The following is a 16,992-nucleotide window of genomic DNA, read 5'->3' as shown; positions in this document are numbered from 1 at the left end:
CCATTCGTTCCGCCGACCGCTCGGCCACACCCGACGGTTCGGCGCCCCGAACCCGAGGCCGGGGGCGGGGGGCTTGCTGAAAGTTGTGAGCAGTTGGAGGGCAAGTGTCCCTTTACCGCTCAAACGAGCGGCAGAGGGACAGTGATGGCCGAAGTGCTCACGGATTTACCACCACATGGCTCAGCCAAGACGTCGTACGGGCTCGCCCGCCAGGAATGCCTCGATGTCCTCGACGGCCTGGCCGTAATAGGTGCGGTAGTTGTTCTGCGAGACGTAGCCGAGGTGGGGGGTGGCCAGGAGCCGGGGCGCGGTGCGCAGGGGATGGTCGGCGGGCAGGGGCTCGACGTCGAACACGTCGACTCCGGCTCCGGCGATCCGTCCCTCCCGCAGCACAGCGAGCAGGGCGTCCTGGTCGACGAGGGCCGCCCGTGAGGTGTTCACCAGGTAGGCGGTCGGCTTGAGCAGGGCCAGTTCGGGCGCGCCGAGCAGCCCGCGGGTCCGGTCGCTCAGGACAAGGTGGAGCGAGACGAAGTCGCTGGTGGCGAGGAGTTCCTCCTGGGAGCCGGCCAGTTGGACGCCGACCTCGTCCGTGCGTTCCTCGGTGAGGTTCTGGCTCCACGCGACCACCTCCATACCGAAGGCGAGGCCCACCCGGGCCACCCGGCTGCCGATCTTCCCCAGGCCGAGCAGGCCGAGCCGGCGGCCGTGCAGGTCGGCACCGACCGTGGACTGCCAGGGGCCGTTCGCGCGCAGCGCGTTGTTCTCCGTGACGATGCCGCGGGCGAGGCCGAGCAACAGCGCCCACGTCAGCTCGACCGGCGGGGTCGACGTGCTTTCCGTACCGCACACGGTCACCCCGTTGCGTTCGGCGGCCGCGTAGTCGATCACCGAGTTGCGCATGCCGGAGGCGATGAGCAGCTTGAGCCGGGGAAGCCTGTCGAGCAGGGGGGCGGGGAAGGGAACCCGCTCCCGAAGGGTCACCACGATGTCGAAGTCCTCGAGCGCGAGGGCCAGTTCACCCTCGGTGGCGATGTGCTCGGTGAAGCTGACGACCTCCACACGTTCCTGGAGGGGGCTCCAGTCGGCCACGGTGGTGGCGACGCCCTGGAAGTCGTCGAGCACGGCACAGCGAAGCCGCATGTCGGTCCTTTCCGTGGATCCCACGGTACGAGCGTCGGCGGCGGCCCGACGAAGGCCGAGCCGGTCGGGGATGTACACCCTGAGGACGCGCCCGGCCGCACCCCGGGGCGACAGCAGCGGCAGGATACCCATTGCGGCGGACCGGGCGGACCGGGTGTACGTGAAGGCGCGTCCCCGGCCCACCCCGATGTACAGGCCCCGCGGCAGGTCGCCACGGCCCTCCCCGGCCCCGTCGGCGCGGTGGTCGACGACAGCTGTGACGACGGGCCCGCCGTGGGCGGAGGGCCGGGCGGCCGGGGCATGTGCGCCACCAGCCCACACCGCGGGCGGAGTTCGCTCACCCGTCAGGTCATCGCCCCCGGGGCCCCGGCGTGCCAAGATCCCGGTGTACGGAGTTCGACCGACCGGAAGGACACCATGCCCGCCTACGTCATAGCCCACCTGCAAGAGGCCGCTCCGCACCCGGAGATCGTCGAGTACATCGAGCGCATCCCCGCCACCTTCGAGTCGTACGGCGGACGCTTCCTCGTGCACGCCACGCAGCACGAGGTGAAGGAGGGCAGCTGGCCCGGACACGTCGTGATGATCGGCTTCCCCGGGGTCGCCGAGGCGCGGGCCTGGTGGGACTCCCCCGCGTACCGGGAGATCGCCCCGCTGCGCTCGCGGCACATCGACGGCGACATCATCCTGGTCGAAGGCGTACCCGAGGGCTACGAGCCGACCGGCGTCACCAAGGCGCTGCGGGAAGCCCTTCCCGCCGATTAGCCCCGCACGCTTCGGACAGGGCGGGACCGTCCAACTGACGAGGGCGGCGTGACGCCCGTCCCGGAGGGCAAGGGGTTGTTCGTGTCGACACGAAGAAGCCCCCGCCGGTTTCCCGGCGGGGGCTTTCAGCTGCGGTGGACCTGTGGGGATTTGAACCCCAGACCCCCTCGATGCGAACGAGGTGCGCTACCAGACTGCGCCACAGGCCCTTGCAACGAGAGAAACCTTAGCACCCCGATCGGGGTGCTCGGAAATCCGTGGCCGGTGGGGGGTCGGCCGCGGGTTTTCCAAGGTCATTCGTTGACGGCCCGGGGGCGGTCGCCGTCCTCGTACTGATCGAACAGCGGGGTGCGGCCGCGCTCACGGGCACGGCGGGCGGAGGCCGCGGTGGGGGTCCCTCCGCGCGAGCGCCTTCGAGCGTGGGGGAGGGCGTCGTTGTGCCCGTCGGCGCCGGCCTGCTCCTCCGTGACGGCCCGGTCCCCCTCCGGAGCCGTGCCGTCGGCGGTGCCGGCCGTCTCCTCCGGGCCCGGGACCACGGCGCTCGAACGCGCCGAGCTCCAGGTGTCCGCGGCGCCGAGGTCCACGTCGCTGGTGGCGCGCGGGGCGACCGGGGCGGTCACGTACGTGGGCAGCGGCACCGGGACCGGGTCCCAGCTGTCGCCGCCCTGGCCGGGCCGCTGCCGGCGCTCCCGCTGCTGGTCGACCCACTCGGCGTGGTCGGTCTGCTCGACGAGCGCGCGCCGGTCGGCGGCGAGCGCCAGGAGGCCGGGGTCGGTCTCCGGACCCGGTTCGGCATCGGGGTCGAGGCCCGGCGCGGGTCCCTCCGGTTCGTCGGGGTCGATGTCGTCGACGGACGGACGGCGGCGCGGCTGACGCTCCCGCAACCGCTGTGCCGCGGCCTCGGCCTGCCGACGGTCCATCTGGTACGCGAAACGGCGGCGCTCCTGGGAGCGCAGGTAGGCGATGTAGACGCTCAGCAGCACCGCGGGCACTCCGGGCGCCCACAGGAAGGTGAGCCCGCCGACCGCGGCGACGACCGCGCCGAACGTGAAGGCGAGGAAGAGCATCGTGGTGGTGCGCCGACGCCGGGCGAGCACCCTCGAGCGCTGGGCGCGCGCCGCGGCGGCCTGCGCCGACAGGGAGGGCTGCGGGGACGGCTGCGGCGGCTGGGCGGACGGGGTGGCCTGCGACGGCGGGGCCTGCTGGGCCGGGAGCGCGGGCTGCGCCCTTCGCGGAGGCGCTCCGCGCCGGGCGGACGGGACGCGCTCGCGCGGGGCGCGTCCGGTCGGCTCGTCGGGGACCGCTTCGGGTACCGCCCGTTCCGGCCGCTGCGCGGGGTGCGGACGCACGGGCGCCTGCACCTGCTGCGGACGGGTCTGGGACACGGCGAAGGCCCGGACGTCCACCGAATCGGTGACCGCGTCCGGGTCGTGGACGCTCTGCTCCTCCTCGTCGGCGGAGCGCGCCCGCAGGTCCTTGGCGTACCGGCGCTCCATTCCCGCCCGTCCGGACAACAATCGGATGGCGGTGCTGAAGCGTTCCGTCGGACGGGCCTCGTTCAGCTCGTCCTGCCTACGGAGCCACATCGGCACCAAGTAGGCGGCCCAGGCCCCGACGATGACTGCGTAGATGAGGCCGCTGCTGCTCACGCCTCACACGGTAGAGGGGTTTAGGTGAGGCCATCCGCCAATTGAGCCGGTGTGTCGCACGATCCGGCTGATATTTCGAACTTTTTTTGCGAACGATGCGATCAGGCGACCACTTAAGCCGGGAATTTTCCCACCTTCAGACGGTCATCACGCGATCAAATTCGAACATTTATTCAATTACCTGGGCGGCGCGGGATTTCGGGATTACGTCGCTCGTCACCGTCCGCCCACTCGTCCCCGCCCGCCCGCTCGTTCCGGGCGCGTGCCCGTTGCCAGCGCCCGAGCAGCCCCTCGGGCACTTCCTCCGCCGTGAGCGCGAAGACGAGATGGTCGCGCCAGGCGCCGTCGATGTGCAGATACCGCGGGCGCAGCCCCTCCTCACGGAATCCGAGTTTCTCCACGACCCGGCGGCTGGGCCCGTTCTCGGGGCGAATGCACACCTCGACGCGGTGCAGTCCGACGGTACGGAAACAGTGGTCCACGGCCATCGCCACGGCCGTCGGCATCACCCCGCGGCCGGCCACCGCCTCGTCGACCCAGTAGCCGACGTGCCCCGAGCACATCGAACCCCAGGTGATCCCGGCGACCGTCAACTGGCCGACCAGGCACCCCTGGTACTCGATGACGAACGGCAGCATCCGCCCCGCGTGCGCCTCCGCCCTCAGATGACGGACCATCTGGCGGTAGGTCGGCCGGTGCACGATCGGACCGGACGGGGTGGGCGGCGGGATCGTCGCCTCCCAGGGGCGCAGCCAGTCGCGGTTGCGCCGGTTGACCTCGCGCCAGGCCCGCTGGTCGCGCAGCTTTATCGGCCGGAGGACGACGTCGCCGGCCACCAGCTCCACGGGCCAGGATGAACCGTTCAGCTCGCACCCCCGCCACTGGTTCCGGTTCTGGAGTGGTCACCGCCGCGCAGCTGGTCGACCGCGTGCTTCAGCAGCGGTTCCAGGACGGCCAGGCCGTCCTCCACCCCGCCGCTGGACCCGGGCAGGTTGACGATCAGCGTCCGGCCCGCGACGCCCGCGAGGCCCCGGGAGAGGGCCGCCGTGGGCACCTTGTCCCGGCCGTACGCCCGGATGGCCTCCGCGATGCCGGGCACCTCGTGGTCGAGCACCGCGCGGGTCGCCTCGGGGGTGCGGTCGGTGGGCGAGACGCCGGTGCCGCCGGTGGTCACGATGACGTCGTACCCGGCCTCGGCGCCCGCGCGCAGCGCGGCCTCCACGGGGTCGCCGTCCGGGACCACCCGCGGGCCGTCGACGGCGAAGCCGAAGCGCCGCAGGCCCTCGGCGATCAGGGGGCCGCCCGTGTCCCGGTAGACGCCGGCGGCGGCCCGGTTGGAGGCGGTGACCACCAGGGCGCTGTACGGCGCGAGAAGTGCGCCGCCGACGGATGCGTCCAGTGTCATGCCCTGCTCCAGTCGCCCGACCTGCCGCCCGTCTTCTCCTCCACCCGCACGTCCGTGATGACCGCCTTCTTGTCGACCGCCTTGACCATGTCGATCACGGTGAGCGCGGCGACGGAGACCGCGGTGAGCGCCTCCATCTCCACGCCCGTGCGGTCCGTCGTCCTCACCGTGGCCGTGATCTCCACGGCGTCGTCCGCGACCGACAGGTCCAGTTTCACACCGGACACCGCCAAGGGGTGGCACAGCGGGATCAGGTCGGGGGTGCGTTTGGCGCCCATGATGCCCGCGATCCGCGCGGTGGCCAGGGCGTCGCCCTTGGGGACGCCCTCGCCGCGCAGCAGTTCGATCACGCGGGGCGAGACCAGGACGCGGCCGGTGGCGCGGGCGGTGCGCGCGGTGACGTCCTTGCCGGACACGTCGACCATCCGGGCCGCGCCCGTCTCGTCGATGTGCGTCAGACGGCGCTGGTCAGGGTGTCCGGGGGTCTCCCCCCGGGAAGGCACGGTCATGATCGTGTGGCGCTCCCGGTCCGGGCCCGCCGCGGTGCGGCGCACGGGCCTGCTGTGCGCGACACGGTACCGCCAACCGGTGCGGCTCAGCCGAGCAGGACCACCTCGACCTCGGTGCCGGGCGCGACGGACTCGGTGTCCTCGGGGACGACGATCAGCGCGTTCGCCTGGGCGAGGGCGGCCACCAGGTGGGATCCGGCGCCGCCGACCGGGGTCACCTCGCCGTCGGCGTACCGGCCGCGCAGGAACTGGCGGCGGCCCTTCGGCGAGGTCAGCGGCCCGTCCGCGGTCAGGGTCGCGCGGGTTCTCGGGCGGTGGACGTCCGTGAGGCCCATCAGGGTGCGGATGGCGGGGCGCACGAACAGCTCGAAGGAGACGTACGAGGAGACCGGGTTGCCGGGGAGGGCCAGCAGCGGGATGTGGTCGGGGCCGATGGAGCCGAAGCCCTGGGGCTTGCCGGGCTGCATGGCGAGCTTGCGGAAGTCGATGCCGCTGCCCGGTTCGTCCTCGTCGCCCACGGACGACAGCGCCTCCCGGACGACGTCGTACGCCCCGACGCTCACCCCGCCGGTGGTGACCACCAGGTCGGCGCGCACCAGCTGGTCCTCGATGGTGTCGCGGAGGGTGTCGGCGTCGTCCGCGACGGCGCCCACGCGGTAGGCGATGGCGCCGGCGTCCCGGGCGCAGGCGGTGAGGGAGAAGCTGTTGGAGTCGTAGATCCGGCCGGGGCTCAGCTCCTCGTCGGGCTGGACGAGTTCACTGCCGGTGGACATCACCACCACCCGCGGGCGCGGATGCACGCGTACCGTGCCGCGGCCGATCGCGGCCAGCAGGGAGATCTGCGGCGGGCCGAGGACGGTCCCGGCCGTCAGGGCGCGGTCACCGGCCCGTACGTCGCTGCCCTGGTCGCGCACATGCGCGCGGGCCCGGGCCGGGCGGTGGACGAGCACCTGCCCGGTGGCGCCCTCGGGGGCCAGGCTGCGGGCCCGCATCGCGGTGACCGGGCCCTCGCCGAGCCCGCCGTCGGTCCACTCGACGGGGACGACGGCCTCGGCGCCGGGCGGGAGCGGGGCACCGGTCATGATGCGCACCGCCTGGCCGGGCCCGACCCGGAACAGGTCGGACTGGCCGGCCGCGACGTCACCGACGACCTCGAGGGCGGCCGGGTACTGCTCGCTCGCGCCCGCGACGTCCGCGACCCGCACCGCGTACCCGTCCATGGAACTGTTGTCGAACGGCGGCAGCGACACCGGCACCGTGACGTCCTCGACCAGGACGCAGCCCTGGGCGTCGAGGAGGTTCAGCTCGATGGGTTCCAGGGGGCGGACGGTGGCGAGGATGTCGTCCAGGTGCTCGTCCACCGACCAGAGGTGGTCCGGGCCTGCGGTGCGGGGCGCGGCGGTGCTCAACGTTCCTGCATCTCCTCGGTGACGTAATGACGGAGCCAGGTCCGGAAGTCCGGGCCCAGGTCTTCACGTTCGCACGCGAGTCGGACAATGGCACGCAGGTAGTCGCCTCGGTCGCCGGTGTCATAGCGGCGGCCCTTGAAGACCACACCGTGCACCGGGCCGCCGATCTTCTCGTCCGCGGCCAGCTGCTGGAGGGCGTCGGTGAGCTGGATCTCGCCGCCGCGGCCCGGCTCGGTCTTGCGCAGTACGTCGAAGACGGCCGGGTCGAGGACGTAGCGGCCGATGATGGCGTAGTGGGAGGGGGCGTCGGCCGGTTCGGGCTTCTCCACCAGGCCGCTGACCCGGACCACGTCGGAGTCGGCGGTGGCCTCGACGGCGGCGGAGCCGTAGAGGTGGATCTGCTCCGGGGCGACCTCCATGAGCGCGACGACGCTGCCGCCGTGCTCCTCCTGGACCTCGATCATGCGCTGGAGCAGGCAGTCGCGCGGGTCGATCAGGTCGTCGCCGAGGAGGACGGCGAAGGCTTCGTCGCCGACGTGCGGGGCGGCGCACAGGACGGCGTGGCCGAGCCCCTTGGGGTCGCCCTGGCGGACGTAGTGCATGGTCGCGAGGTCACTGGATTCCTGGACCTTGGCGAGACGGGCGGCGTCACCCTTCTTGTCGAGGGCCGACTCCAGTTCGTAATTACGGTCGAAATGGTCCTCCAGGGGGCGCTTGTTGCGGCCCGTCACCATGAGGACGTCATCGAGGCCGGCGGCTGCGGCCTCTTCGACCACGTACTGGATCGCCGGCTTGTCGACGACCGGCAGCATCTCCTTGGGAGTGGCCTTGGTGGCCGGCAGGAACCGGGTGCCGAGGCCTGCTGCGGGGATGACAGCCTTGCTGATCCGAGGGTGCGACTGACTCATGCCCGCCACCATATCCGGTGCCTTTGCAGGGAATCTGCGACTCCGCATATTTAATGCTTATATGCGCACAATGAAACAGTTGAGGAACAGAGTTGAGACACGACGGTCGCGCGAACGATTCTGACAAGCGGGCATGGCGACGGGAAATCCTCCTGGCGAGGAACAGGTTGACGGCGGATGACGTGCGGGATGCCGCGACCGCGTTGGCCGACCGCGCGCTCGGACTGCCCGAACTGGCGCACGCGCGCACGGTGGCGGCATACGTCTCCGTGGGAAGCGAACCCGGCACGCTCGCACTGCTCGACGCGCTGCGCGCGGGGGGCACACGCGTGCTGCTGCCGGCCCTGCTCCCCGACAACGATCTGGACTGGGGCGCGTACACCGGCCAGGACTCGCTCACCCGGGTGCGCCACGGCGGGCGGATGGCCCTGCTCGAGCCGGCCGGGGAGCGCCTCGGGCCGGACGCCGTGACCGGAGCGGACGCCGTGCTGCTGCCGGGCCTGGCCGTGGACTCCCGCGGGATGCGGCTGGGGCGCGGCGGCGGCTCCTACGACCGGGTGCTGGCCCGGCTGGAGCGCGCGGGCGCGCACCCGGCCCTGGTGGTGCTGCTGTACGACACCGAGGTGGTCGAGCGGGTTCCCGAGGAACCCCACGACCGGCCCGTGCACGCGGTGGTGACCCCGTCGGGGGTACGGCGGTTCGGCTGAGCGCCGGCACCGCTCCGGCGGCCTCGGCGGGACCGCAGGCCCGGAGGCCCCGGCATGAGGAAGGCGGCCGCCACGCGTACGTGGCGGCCGCCTTCCTCATGCGTCATGCCTCATGCCTCATGCGTCGAGGGCCGGGCCTCTCAGGGCTTGAGCAGCAGCGTGTCGCTGGTGCTGCCCTCGACCGCCTTGTCCGAGTACGCCCACTCCAGCAGTTCGCCCTCGGCCCACTTGTCCGTCTGGTCGACGTAGTGGGAGCTGTAGGCGTGGCCGGAGGCGCCGGAGAGGTTGATCCACCGCGACTTGTCGAGGTCGCCGAGGTTGACCACCATCCGCATCGACGGCACCCACACCACCCCGTAGCCGCCCGCGGCGTTCCAGCCGGTCGCGTTGACCGTGGCCTCGCCGCCGCCGAGCTTCCAGGGGCCGCGGTTGAGGACGTACTGCAGGACGTCGGGGCCGGAGGTGCCCAGGGTCTGGTTCTTCAGGAACAGGCGGTGCAGCCGGCCCCAGCTCCAGGTGTCGATGTCCTTGCCGAGCTTGGCGGTGAGCTCCCAGCGGGCGTCGATCATGGCGCGCCTGAACAGCTCGTCGCGGTTCTCCGCGCCCTCGCGTGCGCCCGCCTTCGGGGTCGTCCACCAGGCGCTGTCCTCCTTCTCCATCAGCGTGCGGACCACCTCGAACCAGCGGTCGCCGCCGTCGGGCTGGGCCTGGTCGGCCTCGCGCATGCCGCACTCGCGCACCTTGGCGCTCTCGTCGGCGGGCCCGGTGGGGTTGACCGGGTCGACCCACAGGCACTGGCCCTTGACCCGCAGCTCCTTGGGCAGCTTGTGGCCGAAGCCGAGCTTGAGGACGTTGCGCCAGACGGAGTTGAAGTAGGCGGCGGCCGCGGAGTCGGCGTCCTGGGTGTAGTCCCAGCCCTCCAGCAGCTTCTGCGCCTTGCGGACCTCCGGGTCCTTGACGTCGATCTTGAGCAGTTCGGGCACCAGCAGCTTGGCGATACCGCTGCTGTTGTCGAGCTGCATCTGCCGCATGTCGTCGGTGGAGATCTTGCCGCCGTCCTTGATCTTCGACTGGATCAGATCGTTGATCCGCTGGCTGCGGGCGCCGTAGCCCCAGTCGGTGGTCAGGGTGTACGGGTACGCGTCGGGGTCGACCACGGCCTGGTTGGCGGTGACGATGTAGCCGCGATCGGGGTCGAACTCGTAGGGCAGCGCGTCCTGGTCTATCCAGTCGGTCCAGCGGTACTCCGAGTTCCAGCCGGGTGCCGGGACGGAGCCGTCGTGGTTCTTCGCGCGGGTGGGGATCCTGCCCGGCAGGGTGTAGCCGATGTGGCCCTCGGTGTCCGCGTAGACGAGGTTCTGCGAGGGCACCTCGAAGAGGGTGGCCGCCTCGCGGAAGTCGTCCCAGTTCTTCGCGCGGTTCATCGCGAAGACGGCGTCCATGGTGCGGCCCGCCTCCAGCGCGGTCCAGCGCAGCGAGACACCGTAGCCGTCGCCCCGGTCGGGCGCGGCGGAGTCGACGGTGGCCTTCTTCCCGGTCCGCACCAGCTCGGGGGAACGGTCGGAGAGCAGCGGGCCGTTGCCGGTCTCCCTGACGATGATCTTCCGCGACGCGCCGCCGGCGACCTTGATGGTCTCCTCGCGCGCCTTGAAGGGCACCACCTTGCCGTCGTACTGGTAGCCCTCGCCGGTGATCTTCTCCAGGTAGAGGTCGGTGACGTCGACACCGGAGTTGGTCAGGCCCCAGGCGACGTCCGCGTTGTGGCCGATTATCACGCCGGGCATGCCCGCGAAGGTGAAGCCGGTGACGTCGTACTGGCAGGCGGCGGAGACGCTGCGGCAGTGCAGGCCCATCTGGTACCAGACGGACGGCAGCGAGGCCGACAGGTGCGGGTCGTTGGCCAGCAGCGGCTCACCGGTGACGGTGTGATCGCCGGAAACCACCCAGGAGTTGGAGCCGATGCCGTCGCCGTTGACGCCGACGGCCGTGGGCAGGTTCTGCAGGACCTCCTGGAGCCCCGACAGCTGGCTCTCCAGACCGCCCCCGCCGGTCCCGACGGCACCGGACGCGCCCTCCGCACCGCCGGTGCCCGCACCCGTGCCCGGGTCGGTGCCCACGCCGGTGCCGTCACCGCCGATGCCGGTTCCGGTTCCGTCGCCGGTCCCGGTCCCGTCGCCCGTGCCGCTCTCGCCGCCGCCCGACTCGTAGGCCCCGGTCAGCTCGTTGTACTGGCCCTCCTGGACCACCGGCTTGTTCCGGCCGTACGGATACGCCGGGTACAGGTCGGCGATCTGCTCGGGGCCCAGCCGGCTGGTCAGCAGGGCGCGGTCGATCTCGTCCTGCATGTTGCCGCGCAGGTCCCAGGCCATCGCCTTCAGCCAGGCCACGGAGTCCACCGGGGTCCACGGTCCGGGCGTGTAGTCGTTGGTGAAGCCCAGCGCCGCGTACTCCAGGGAGATGTCCGCGCCCTCCTTGCCCTCCAGGTAGGCGTTGACCCCCTTGGCGTAGGCGTCGAGGTACTTCTTCGTGGCGGGGGAGAGCTTCTTCTCGTACTCCTGCTTCGCGACCCGGTCCCAGCCCAGGGTGCGCAGGAACTCGTCGTTCTCGATCTGGCTCTCGCCGAACATCTCCGACAGGCGCCCGGAGGTCATGTGCCGGCGCACGTCCATCTCGTAGAACCGGTCCTGCGCCTGGACGTAGCCCTGCGCCATGAACAGGTCCTCGTCGGAGGAGGCGTAGATCTGCGGGATGCCGTGGCCGTCGCGTTTGACGTCGACGGGACCCGACAGGCCCTTGAGCGTGATCGATCCCTTGGTCTGCGGGAAGGAGGCACGCACGGTGCCGATCGACCAGTACGCCCCGTAGGCGACACCGCCGATCAGGGCCAGCACCAGGACGAACACGAGCAGACGGGCTTTGCGCCCCCTTTTCCGGCCGGACTTGACGGGTTGCTGACCCGTGGAGGCGGTGGTGTCGGTGGGCATCGCTGTCCTTGCTGTCCTTACGCGAGCGGCAGGGCGGGCTGTGCTTTTAACTGAGCGCTGGAGCAACGATAGGCGCAGGACCCCACGCCGCTTGACGCGGAGTCGGGAACCAGCCCGGACGGACGTTCGATGATGCCAGGTGGGCGCATCAAGAACGCGTCAAGAGTTAGGTAAGGTAACGAAGCGGTTCGCCGCGAACGCGACGGCTTCCCGCGCCCCGCAGCCGAGGTCGGGCGCGCCGCACGTGAGCCAGGGAAGGGAACGGCCGCTGACTGTCCACCACCTCAACCAGCTCCTGCTCGTCTGCTCGCTGATCCTGCTCGTCGCCGTCGCAGCGGTCCGGATCTCCTCGCGCAGCGGGCTCCCCAGCCTGCTCGTCTATCTCGGCATCGGCGTCGCCATCGGCCAGGACGGCATCGGCCACGTCCAGTTCGACAACGCCGAGCTGACGCAGGTCTTCGGGTACGCGGCCCTGGTGGTGATCCTGGCCGAGGGCGGTCTGGGCACCAAGTGGACGGAGACCAGACCCGTCCTGCCCGCCTCCGCCGCGCTCGCGACCGTCGGCGTCGCGGTGAGCGTCGGGGTCACCGCGACGGCCGCGCACTTCCTGGTCGGTCTGGAGTGGCGGCAGGCCCTCATCGTCGGCGCGGTGGTGTCCTCGACCGACGCGGCGGCCGTCTTCTCCGTACTGCGGCGCATTCCGCTCCCCCCACGCGTGACGGGCACCCTGGAGGCCGAGTCCGGCTTCAACGACGCCCCCGTGGTCATCCTGGTGCTCGCCTTCTCCACGGCCGGCCCGATCGAGCACTGGTACATCCTGCTCGGCGAGATCACCCTGGAACTCGCCATCGGCGCCGTCGTCGGACTCGCGGTGGGCTGGCTGGGCGCCTGGGGGCTCCGGCACGTGGCGCTGCCCGCCTCCGGCCTCTACCCGATCGCCGTCATGGCCATCGCCGTCACCGCCTACGCGGCGGGCGCCATGGCCCACGGCAGCGGCTTCCTCGCCGTCTACCTCGCCGCGATGGTGCTGGGCAACGCCAGACTGCCGCACTGGCCCGCCACCCGCGGCTTCGCCGAGGGGCTCGGCTGGATCGCCCAGATCGGCATGTTCGTCCTGCTCGGTCTGCTGGTCTCCCCGCACGAACTGGGCGACGACATCGTGCCCGCGCTGCTCATCGGGCTGGTGCTGACCGTGGTGGCCCGTCCGCTGAGCGTCGTGCTGTGCCTGCTGCCGTTCCGGGTGCCCTGGCAGGAGCAGACGCTGATGTCGTGGGCGGGACTGCGCGGCGCCGTGCCCATCATCCTGGCGACGATTCCGATGGTGGAGGGCGTCGAGGGCAGCCGGAGGATCTTCAACATCGTCTTCGTCCTGGTCGTCGTCTACACCCTCGTCCAGGGGCCGACGCTGCCGTGGCTGGCCGGCAAGCTGCGGCTCGGCACGGGTACGGAGGCCGCCGACCTGGGCATCGAGTCGGCGCCCCTGGAACGGCTGCGCGGGCATCTGCTGTCGGTCGACATCCCTCAGGAGTCGAAGATGCACGGTGTGGAGGTCGCCGAACTCCGGCTGCCGAAAGGGGCGGCCGTCACACTCGTCGTGCGCGGGGGCACCTCGTTCGTCCCGCTGCCGACGACGATGCTGCGGCACGGGGACGAACTCCTCGTCGTCGCCACCGACCCGGTCCGGGACGCCACCGAACGCCGCCTGCGCGCGGTGGGCCAGGGCGGCAAGCTGGCCGACTGGCTGGGCATCGACGGCGAGGACCCGAAGCGCTGACACGTCCGTCGTCCACCGGGTCACGGCCCCGCAGTGCCCGGTTCCACCGGGTCATGGTCTCCCGGCGCCCGGTTCCAGCGGCGCACAAGCCCTTGCCGCCGGTGGACGCCCGACCGCGCCGAAGCGACGCCTGTACCATGCATGGAGTACCCAGATCGAACCAACTCTGCCTGACGCAGAGCTGGCGCGACCGTATGGCGGCCGACCTGCCCTGAGCTGTGGCACCCGGCATCTACCGCAGTCAGCGCAAGAGGACAGCTCTCGGCGTGCCCGAAGCCCGAGTGTGAGGGCCGCGCGCCACCAGGCGGCAGAAAGGCACGGGCCGTGGCATCCACGGTCACCACGTCGAAGGACTCCGCGGCCACCTCCCGTCCGGGATACGGCCGCTTGCTGCGCACCCGCGGCGCCTGGACGTTCCTGCTCCCCGGTTTCGCGGCACGCCAGCCGTTCGCGATGCTCACCCTCTCCATCGTGCTGCTGGTGCAGCACACCACCGGTTCCTACGGCGCGGCCGGCGCCGTCGCGGCGGCCACCGGTGTCTCCATGGCCCTGTTCGCGCCCTTCAGCGGCCGGCTCGCCGACCGCCACGGGCAGCGCGCCGTACTCGTCCCCGGTGTGCTGCTGCACACCCTGTCCGCGCTGGCCCTGACCGCGCTGGCGCTGACCGACGCCCCGCTGTGGGCACTGTTCGTCGCGGCCGTTCCCACCGGCGCCTCGGTGCCCCAGATCGGGCCCATGGTGCGCGCCCGCTGGGGCGTCAAGCTCAAGGACTCCCCGCTGATGACCACCGCGGCGGCCTTCGAGTCCGTCACCGACGAGTTGACCTTCGTCGTCGGACCGCTGCTGGCCACCGCCCTGTGCACGGCCGTGAACCCGGCCGCGGGCCTGGTCACCGAGGCCGCGCTGACCCTGGTCGGCGGTCTGCTGTTCGCCGCGCAGAAGGGCACCCAGCCCGAGGTCGCCGCCGGCGGGCACGCGCGCGTGCAGCACGCCTCCGCCCTGCGCGTCCCCGGGGTGCGCGTGCTGATCGTCACCTTCCTGGGCATCGGGTCCGTCTTCGGCGGCATGCAGGTGTCGCTGGCCGCGTACACCGAGTCGATCGGCGAACCCGGTCTGAACGGCGTCCTGTACGGCGTCTTCGCCGCGGGCAACATGCTCTCCGGCATCGCCTGCGGCGCCATCGCCTGGAAGGTCGCCCCGCAGCGGCGCCTCGTGGTCGGGTACGCGGCGCTCGCGGTGAGCGCGTCCGCCCTGTGGACCGCCCAGTCGTCGCTGCTCCTCGCAGCGCTCGGGCTCCTGGTCGGCATGTGCATCGCGCCCGCCCTGATCACCGGTTTCACCATGGTCGACGACCTGGTTCCGGCGGGGGCCCGCACCGAGGCCTTCACCTGGCTGACCGGCGCGGTGGCACTCGGTCAGGCGGCCGCGGTCACCGTCGCCGGACAGTTCGAGGACCGCCTGTGGGACGGCTCCGGTTTCCTGGTGCCGATGGGCGGTACGGTGCTCGCCCTGGTGACCCTGCTGGCGCTGCGGTCACGGCTGGTGCCGGCCCCGCACGGACGCACCGTCGCACGTGGCGTGGGTCACCGCTCGCCCGTCACAGTGGACTGAACACCCGGAATACGGCACTATGAAGCGTCGTTTAGCACTCATCGAGTGAGAGTGCCAGGAGGAAGACAGTGCCCACCTATCAGTACCAGTGCACCGAGTGCGGCGAGGGCCTCGAGGCGGTGCAGAAGTTCACCGACGACGCTCTGACCGAGTGCCCGAACTGCCAGGGCCGCCTGAAGAAGGTGTTCTCGGCGGTCGGCATTGTCTTCAAGGGCTCCGGCTTCTACCGCAACGACAGCCGGGGCTCCTCGTCGAGCAGCACCCCGGCGGCGTCGAAGTCGTCCGACTCCTCGACGAGCTCGTCGTCGTCCTCGTCGTCTTCCTCCTCGGGCTCGGCGTCGTCCTCCTCGGGCTCGAGCTCGGGCCCGTCGACCGGCTCCAGCAGCACCACCGCCGCGTAGGCCCGGTTTCCCGTGGACCCCGTCGTCGTCCGACGACGGGGTCCTCGGCGTTTCCGGGAGCGGTCCCGGGGCGTTTTCGGGGCGGTTAGGGTGCGGGGCATGGCGAACATGGTGCACAAGGCGAACGCCGAGATCGGCGTGATCGGCGGCTCCGGTTTCTACTCCTTCCTCGACGACGTGACCGAGGTCCGGGTGGACACCCCGTACGGGGCGCCCAGCGACTCCCTCTTCCTCGGCGAGCTGGCCGGCCGGCGGGTCGCCTTCCTCCCCCGGCACGGACGCGGCCACCATCTGCCGCCGCACCGGATCAACTACCGGGCCAACCTGTGGGCACTCAGGTCGGTCGGCGCCCGCCAGGTGCTCGGACCGTGCGCGGTGGGCGGGCTGCGGCCCGAGTACGGACCGGGGACGCTGCTGGTCCCGGACCAGTTCGTGGACCGTACGAAGTCCCGGGTCGGCACGTACTTCGACGGGCTGCCGCTGCCCGACGGCACGGTGCCGAACGTCGTGCACGTGTCGCCGGCCGACCCCTACTGCCCCACCGGCCGGGCGGCCGCCCTGAAGTCGGCGCGCGGACGGGACTGGGAACCGGTGGACGGCGGCACGCTGGTCGTGGTCGAGGGGCCGCGCTTCTCCACCCGCGCCGAATCGTCGTGGCACCGGGCGCAGGGCTGGTCGGTGGTGGGCATGACCGGCCATCCCGAGGCAATGCTCGCCCGTGAGCTGGAGCTCTGCTACACGTCCCTGACCCTGGTCACCGACCTCGACGCCGGCGCCGAGACCGGCGAGGGCGTCTCGCACGACGAGGTGCTGCGGGTGTTCGCGGCGAACGTGGACCGCCTGCGGAACGTGCTCTTCGACACGGTGGCGGCGCTGCCCGCCACCGAGGAGCGGGACTGCCTGTGCGCCTCGGCACTGGGCGGGATGGACCCGGGGTTCGCGCTGCCGTAGGGCCGCACGTTCGGGTGAGGGAGTTTTCCACAGGGCGCGGTGTGTCCACAGGCTCCGGCGGAGAACGGCGGGAAGCCTCATCGTGGGGTGCGCAAGCCGTTCCCTCGCCGCAGGTGGTGTCCCGTGCCGTTCTCTTCGTCCCGTGAGCCCTCGCACCGCTTCCCTTCCTCTCCTTCCTCCTTCTCGTCCTTTTCGGCCGGTGTCCCGCCCCGGTGCGAGGTGCCGCACTTCGCGCCGGTGCGGGTGCGTGACGGTCTGCTGTGGTCCGGCCGGCTCGTCCGGCACCGGCGGCGGGCCGCGGCGGTCGGCCTCGCCGTCACGGCGGTGGCGCTGGTGGCGGCGGGCCCACGGGAGACGGACCGGTCCCGCGGGCATCCGGACGGCGCTTCGGGCACGCGGGTCACGTCGGCGTCGGCCGCCTCGGCGGACGGGTCCACGGGAGACCGTGCCGCAGGGACCCGGCCTGCGGGCGACCGGGTCACGGCACCGGTGCGGATCGCCGACGCCGCCACGGTGCGGCTGCTGCGGCCGGGCGACCGGGTCGACGTCATCGCTGCCGGGGAGCGGGGCGCGGGCGGTGCGGCCGGCGGTGGAGCCCGCGTGGTCGCGCGGGGAGCACGGGTCACAGAGGTGCCGGAGCCGCCGGAGACCCCGGACGCGGGCGGGGCCCTGGTGGTGCTGTCGGTTCCGCGTGCCACCGCTGCCGAGCTGGCGGGCGCGAGCACCACGGCACGGCTGGCGGTGACGCTGGGGTGAGGGATTCGCCGGCCCTTGACGCC

The 16,992-nt window shown here is 71.9% G+C and carries 15 protein-coding genes and 1 tRNA gene; 7 read left to right on the top strand and 9 right to left on the bottom strand.

The features are described from left to right. Window positions 1-180: 180 nt before the first annotated feature. Window positions 181-1,140, bottom strand: coding sequence for a D-2-hydroxyacid dehydrogenase family protein (locus tag ACTWJ9_RS19300; RefSeq protein ID WP_279338024.1), 960 nt, complete (start codon window positions 1,138-1,140; stop codon window positions 181-183). 417 nt (window positions 1,141-1,557) lie between these two features. Here ACTWJ9_RS19300 and ACTWJ9_RS19295 point away from each other — a divergent pair, with 417 nt between their 5' ends. Continuing rightward, a complete protein-coding gene (locus tag ACTWJ9_RS19295) occupies window positions 1,558-1,905 on the top strand; it encodes a DUF1330 domain-containing protein (RefSeq protein WP_443294499.1) in 348 nt (115 codons plus the stop codon). Between the two features lie 135 nt (window positions 1,906-2,040). Here the strand turns inward: ACTWJ9_RS19295 and ACTWJ9_RS19290 are convergent. The 7 genes from ACTWJ9_RS19290 to galU form a co-directional block, all read right to left on the bottom strand. Further along, window positions 2,041-2,114 (bottom strand) — tRNA-Ala (locus ACTWJ9_RS19290). A gap of 84 nt (window positions 2,115-2,198) precedes the next feature. Beyond that, a complete protein-coding gene (gene sepX / locus ACTWJ9_RS19285; protein ID WP_279335481.1) occupies window positions 2,199-3,554 on the bottom strand; it encodes a divisome protein SepX/GlpR in 1,356 nt (451 codons plus the stop codon). A 173-nt stretch (window positions 3,555-3,727) separates the two neighbouring features. After that, complete coding sequence (locus tag ACTWJ9_RS19280) at window positions 3,728-4,399, bottom strand: GNAT family N-acetyltransferase (protein ID WP_279335480.1); 672 nt, start codon at window positions 4,397-4,399, stop codon at window positions 3,728-3,730. Between the two features lie 17 nt (window positions 4,400-4,416). Further along, window positions 4,417-4,959 (bottom strand): MogA/MoaB family molybdenum cofactor biosynthesis protein, encoded by a 543-nt coding sequence (locus ACTWJ9_RS19275; RefSeq protein ID WP_279335479.1) that lies wholly within the window; start codon window positions 4,957-4,959, stop codon window positions 4,417-4,419. Continuing rightward, on the bottom strand, window positions 4,956-5,468 hold the full coding sequence (gene moaC, locus ACTWJ9_RS19270; protein ID WP_279335478.1) for a cyclic pyranopterin monophosphate synthase MoaC: 513 nt from the start codon (window positions 5,466-5,468) through the stop codon (window positions 4,956-4,958). Before moaC ends, ACTWJ9_RS19275 begins: the two co-directional genes overlap by 4 nt. Window positions 5,469-5,554: 86 nt before the next feature. Then, window positions 5,555-6,877, bottom strand: a complete 1,323-nt coding sequence (gene glp, locus ACTWJ9_RS19265) for a molybdotransferase-like divisome protein Glp (protein ID WP_279335477.1) — start codon at window positions 6,875-6,877, stop codon at window positions 5,555-5,557. Further along, entirely contained in the window at window positions 6,874-7,785 is a 912-nt protein-coding gene (gene galU, locus ACTWJ9_RS19260) for a UTP--glucose-1-phosphate uridylyltransferase GalU (RefSeq protein ID WP_279335476.1), read from the bottom strand. Before galU ends, glp begins: the two co-directional genes overlap by 4 nt. Before the next feature lie 92 nt (window positions 7,786-7,877). Here galU and ACTWJ9_RS19255 point away from each other — a divergent pair, with 92 nt between their 5' ends. Continuing rightward, window positions 7,878-8,492: a 5-formyltetrahydrofolate cyclo-ligase gene (locus ACTWJ9_RS19255; protein ID WP_279335474.1), complete on the top strand. Its 615-nt coding sequence runs from the start codon at window positions 7,878-7,880 to the stop codon at window positions 8,490-8,492. Window positions 8,493-8,632: 140 nt separating this feature from the next. Here the strand turns inward: ACTWJ9_RS19255 and ACTWJ9_RS19250 are convergent, their stop codons facing one another. Then, window positions 8,633-11,476: a penicillin acylase family protein gene (locus ACTWJ9_RS19250; protein WP_279335473.1), complete on the bottom strand. Its 2,844-nt coding sequence runs from the start codon at window positions 11,474-11,476 to the stop codon at window positions 8,633-8,635. 244 nt (window positions 11,477-11,720) lie between these two features. On the opposite strand from ACTWJ9_RS19250, the gene ACTWJ9_RS19245 reads away from it, so the two are divergent. The 5 genes from ACTWJ9_RS19245 to ACTWJ9_RS19225 all read left to right on the top strand — a co-directional run bounded on the left by ACTWJ9_RS19245 (window position 11,721) and on the right by ACTWJ9_RS19225 (window position 16,969). After that, window positions 11,721-13,250 (top strand): potassium/proton antiporter, encoded by a 1,530-nt coding sequence (locus tag ACTWJ9_RS19245; protein WP_443294498.1) that lies wholly within the window; start codon window positions 11,721-11,723, stop codon window positions 13,248-13,250. Between the two features lie 324 nt (window positions 13,251-13,574). Next, window positions 13,575-14,861: an MFS transporter gene (locus ACTWJ9_RS19240; protein ID WP_279335471.1), complete on the top strand. Its 1,287-nt coding sequence runs from the start codon at window positions 13,575-13,577 to the stop codon at window positions 14,859-14,861. A 68-nt stretch (window positions 14,862-14,929) separates the two neighbouring features. After that, entirely contained in the window at window positions 14,930-15,262 is a 333-nt protein-coding gene (locus ACTWJ9_RS19235) for an FmdB family zinc ribbon protein (RefSeq protein WP_279335470.1), read from the top strand. A 108-nt stretch (window positions 15,263-15,370) separates the two neighbouring features. Further along, a complete protein-coding gene (locus tag ACTWJ9_RS19230) occupies window positions 15,371-16,213 on the top strand; it encodes an S-methyl-5'-thioadenosine phosphorylase (protein ID WP_279338023.1) in 843 nt (280 codons plus the stop codon). Window positions 16,214-16,432: 219 nt separating this feature from the next. Further along, a complete protein-coding gene (locus ACTWJ9_RS19225; protein WP_279335469.1) occupies window positions 16,433-16,969 on the top strand; it encodes an RcpC/CpaB family pilus assembly protein in 537 nt (178 codons plus the stop codon). The last annotated feature ends 23 nt before the right edge of the window (window positions 16,970-16,992 follow it).

Origin of the sequence: Streptomyces sp. GDS52 (assembly GCF_052246875.1) — a bacterium.
GTDB classification, from domain to species: domain Bacteria; phylum Actinomycetota; class Actinomycetes; order Streptomycetales; family Streptomycetaceae; genus Streptomyces; species Streptomyces cathayae.
Note: the sequence above shows the minus strand (reverse complement) of the source record. Positions and strands in the feature narration are given on the sequence as shown.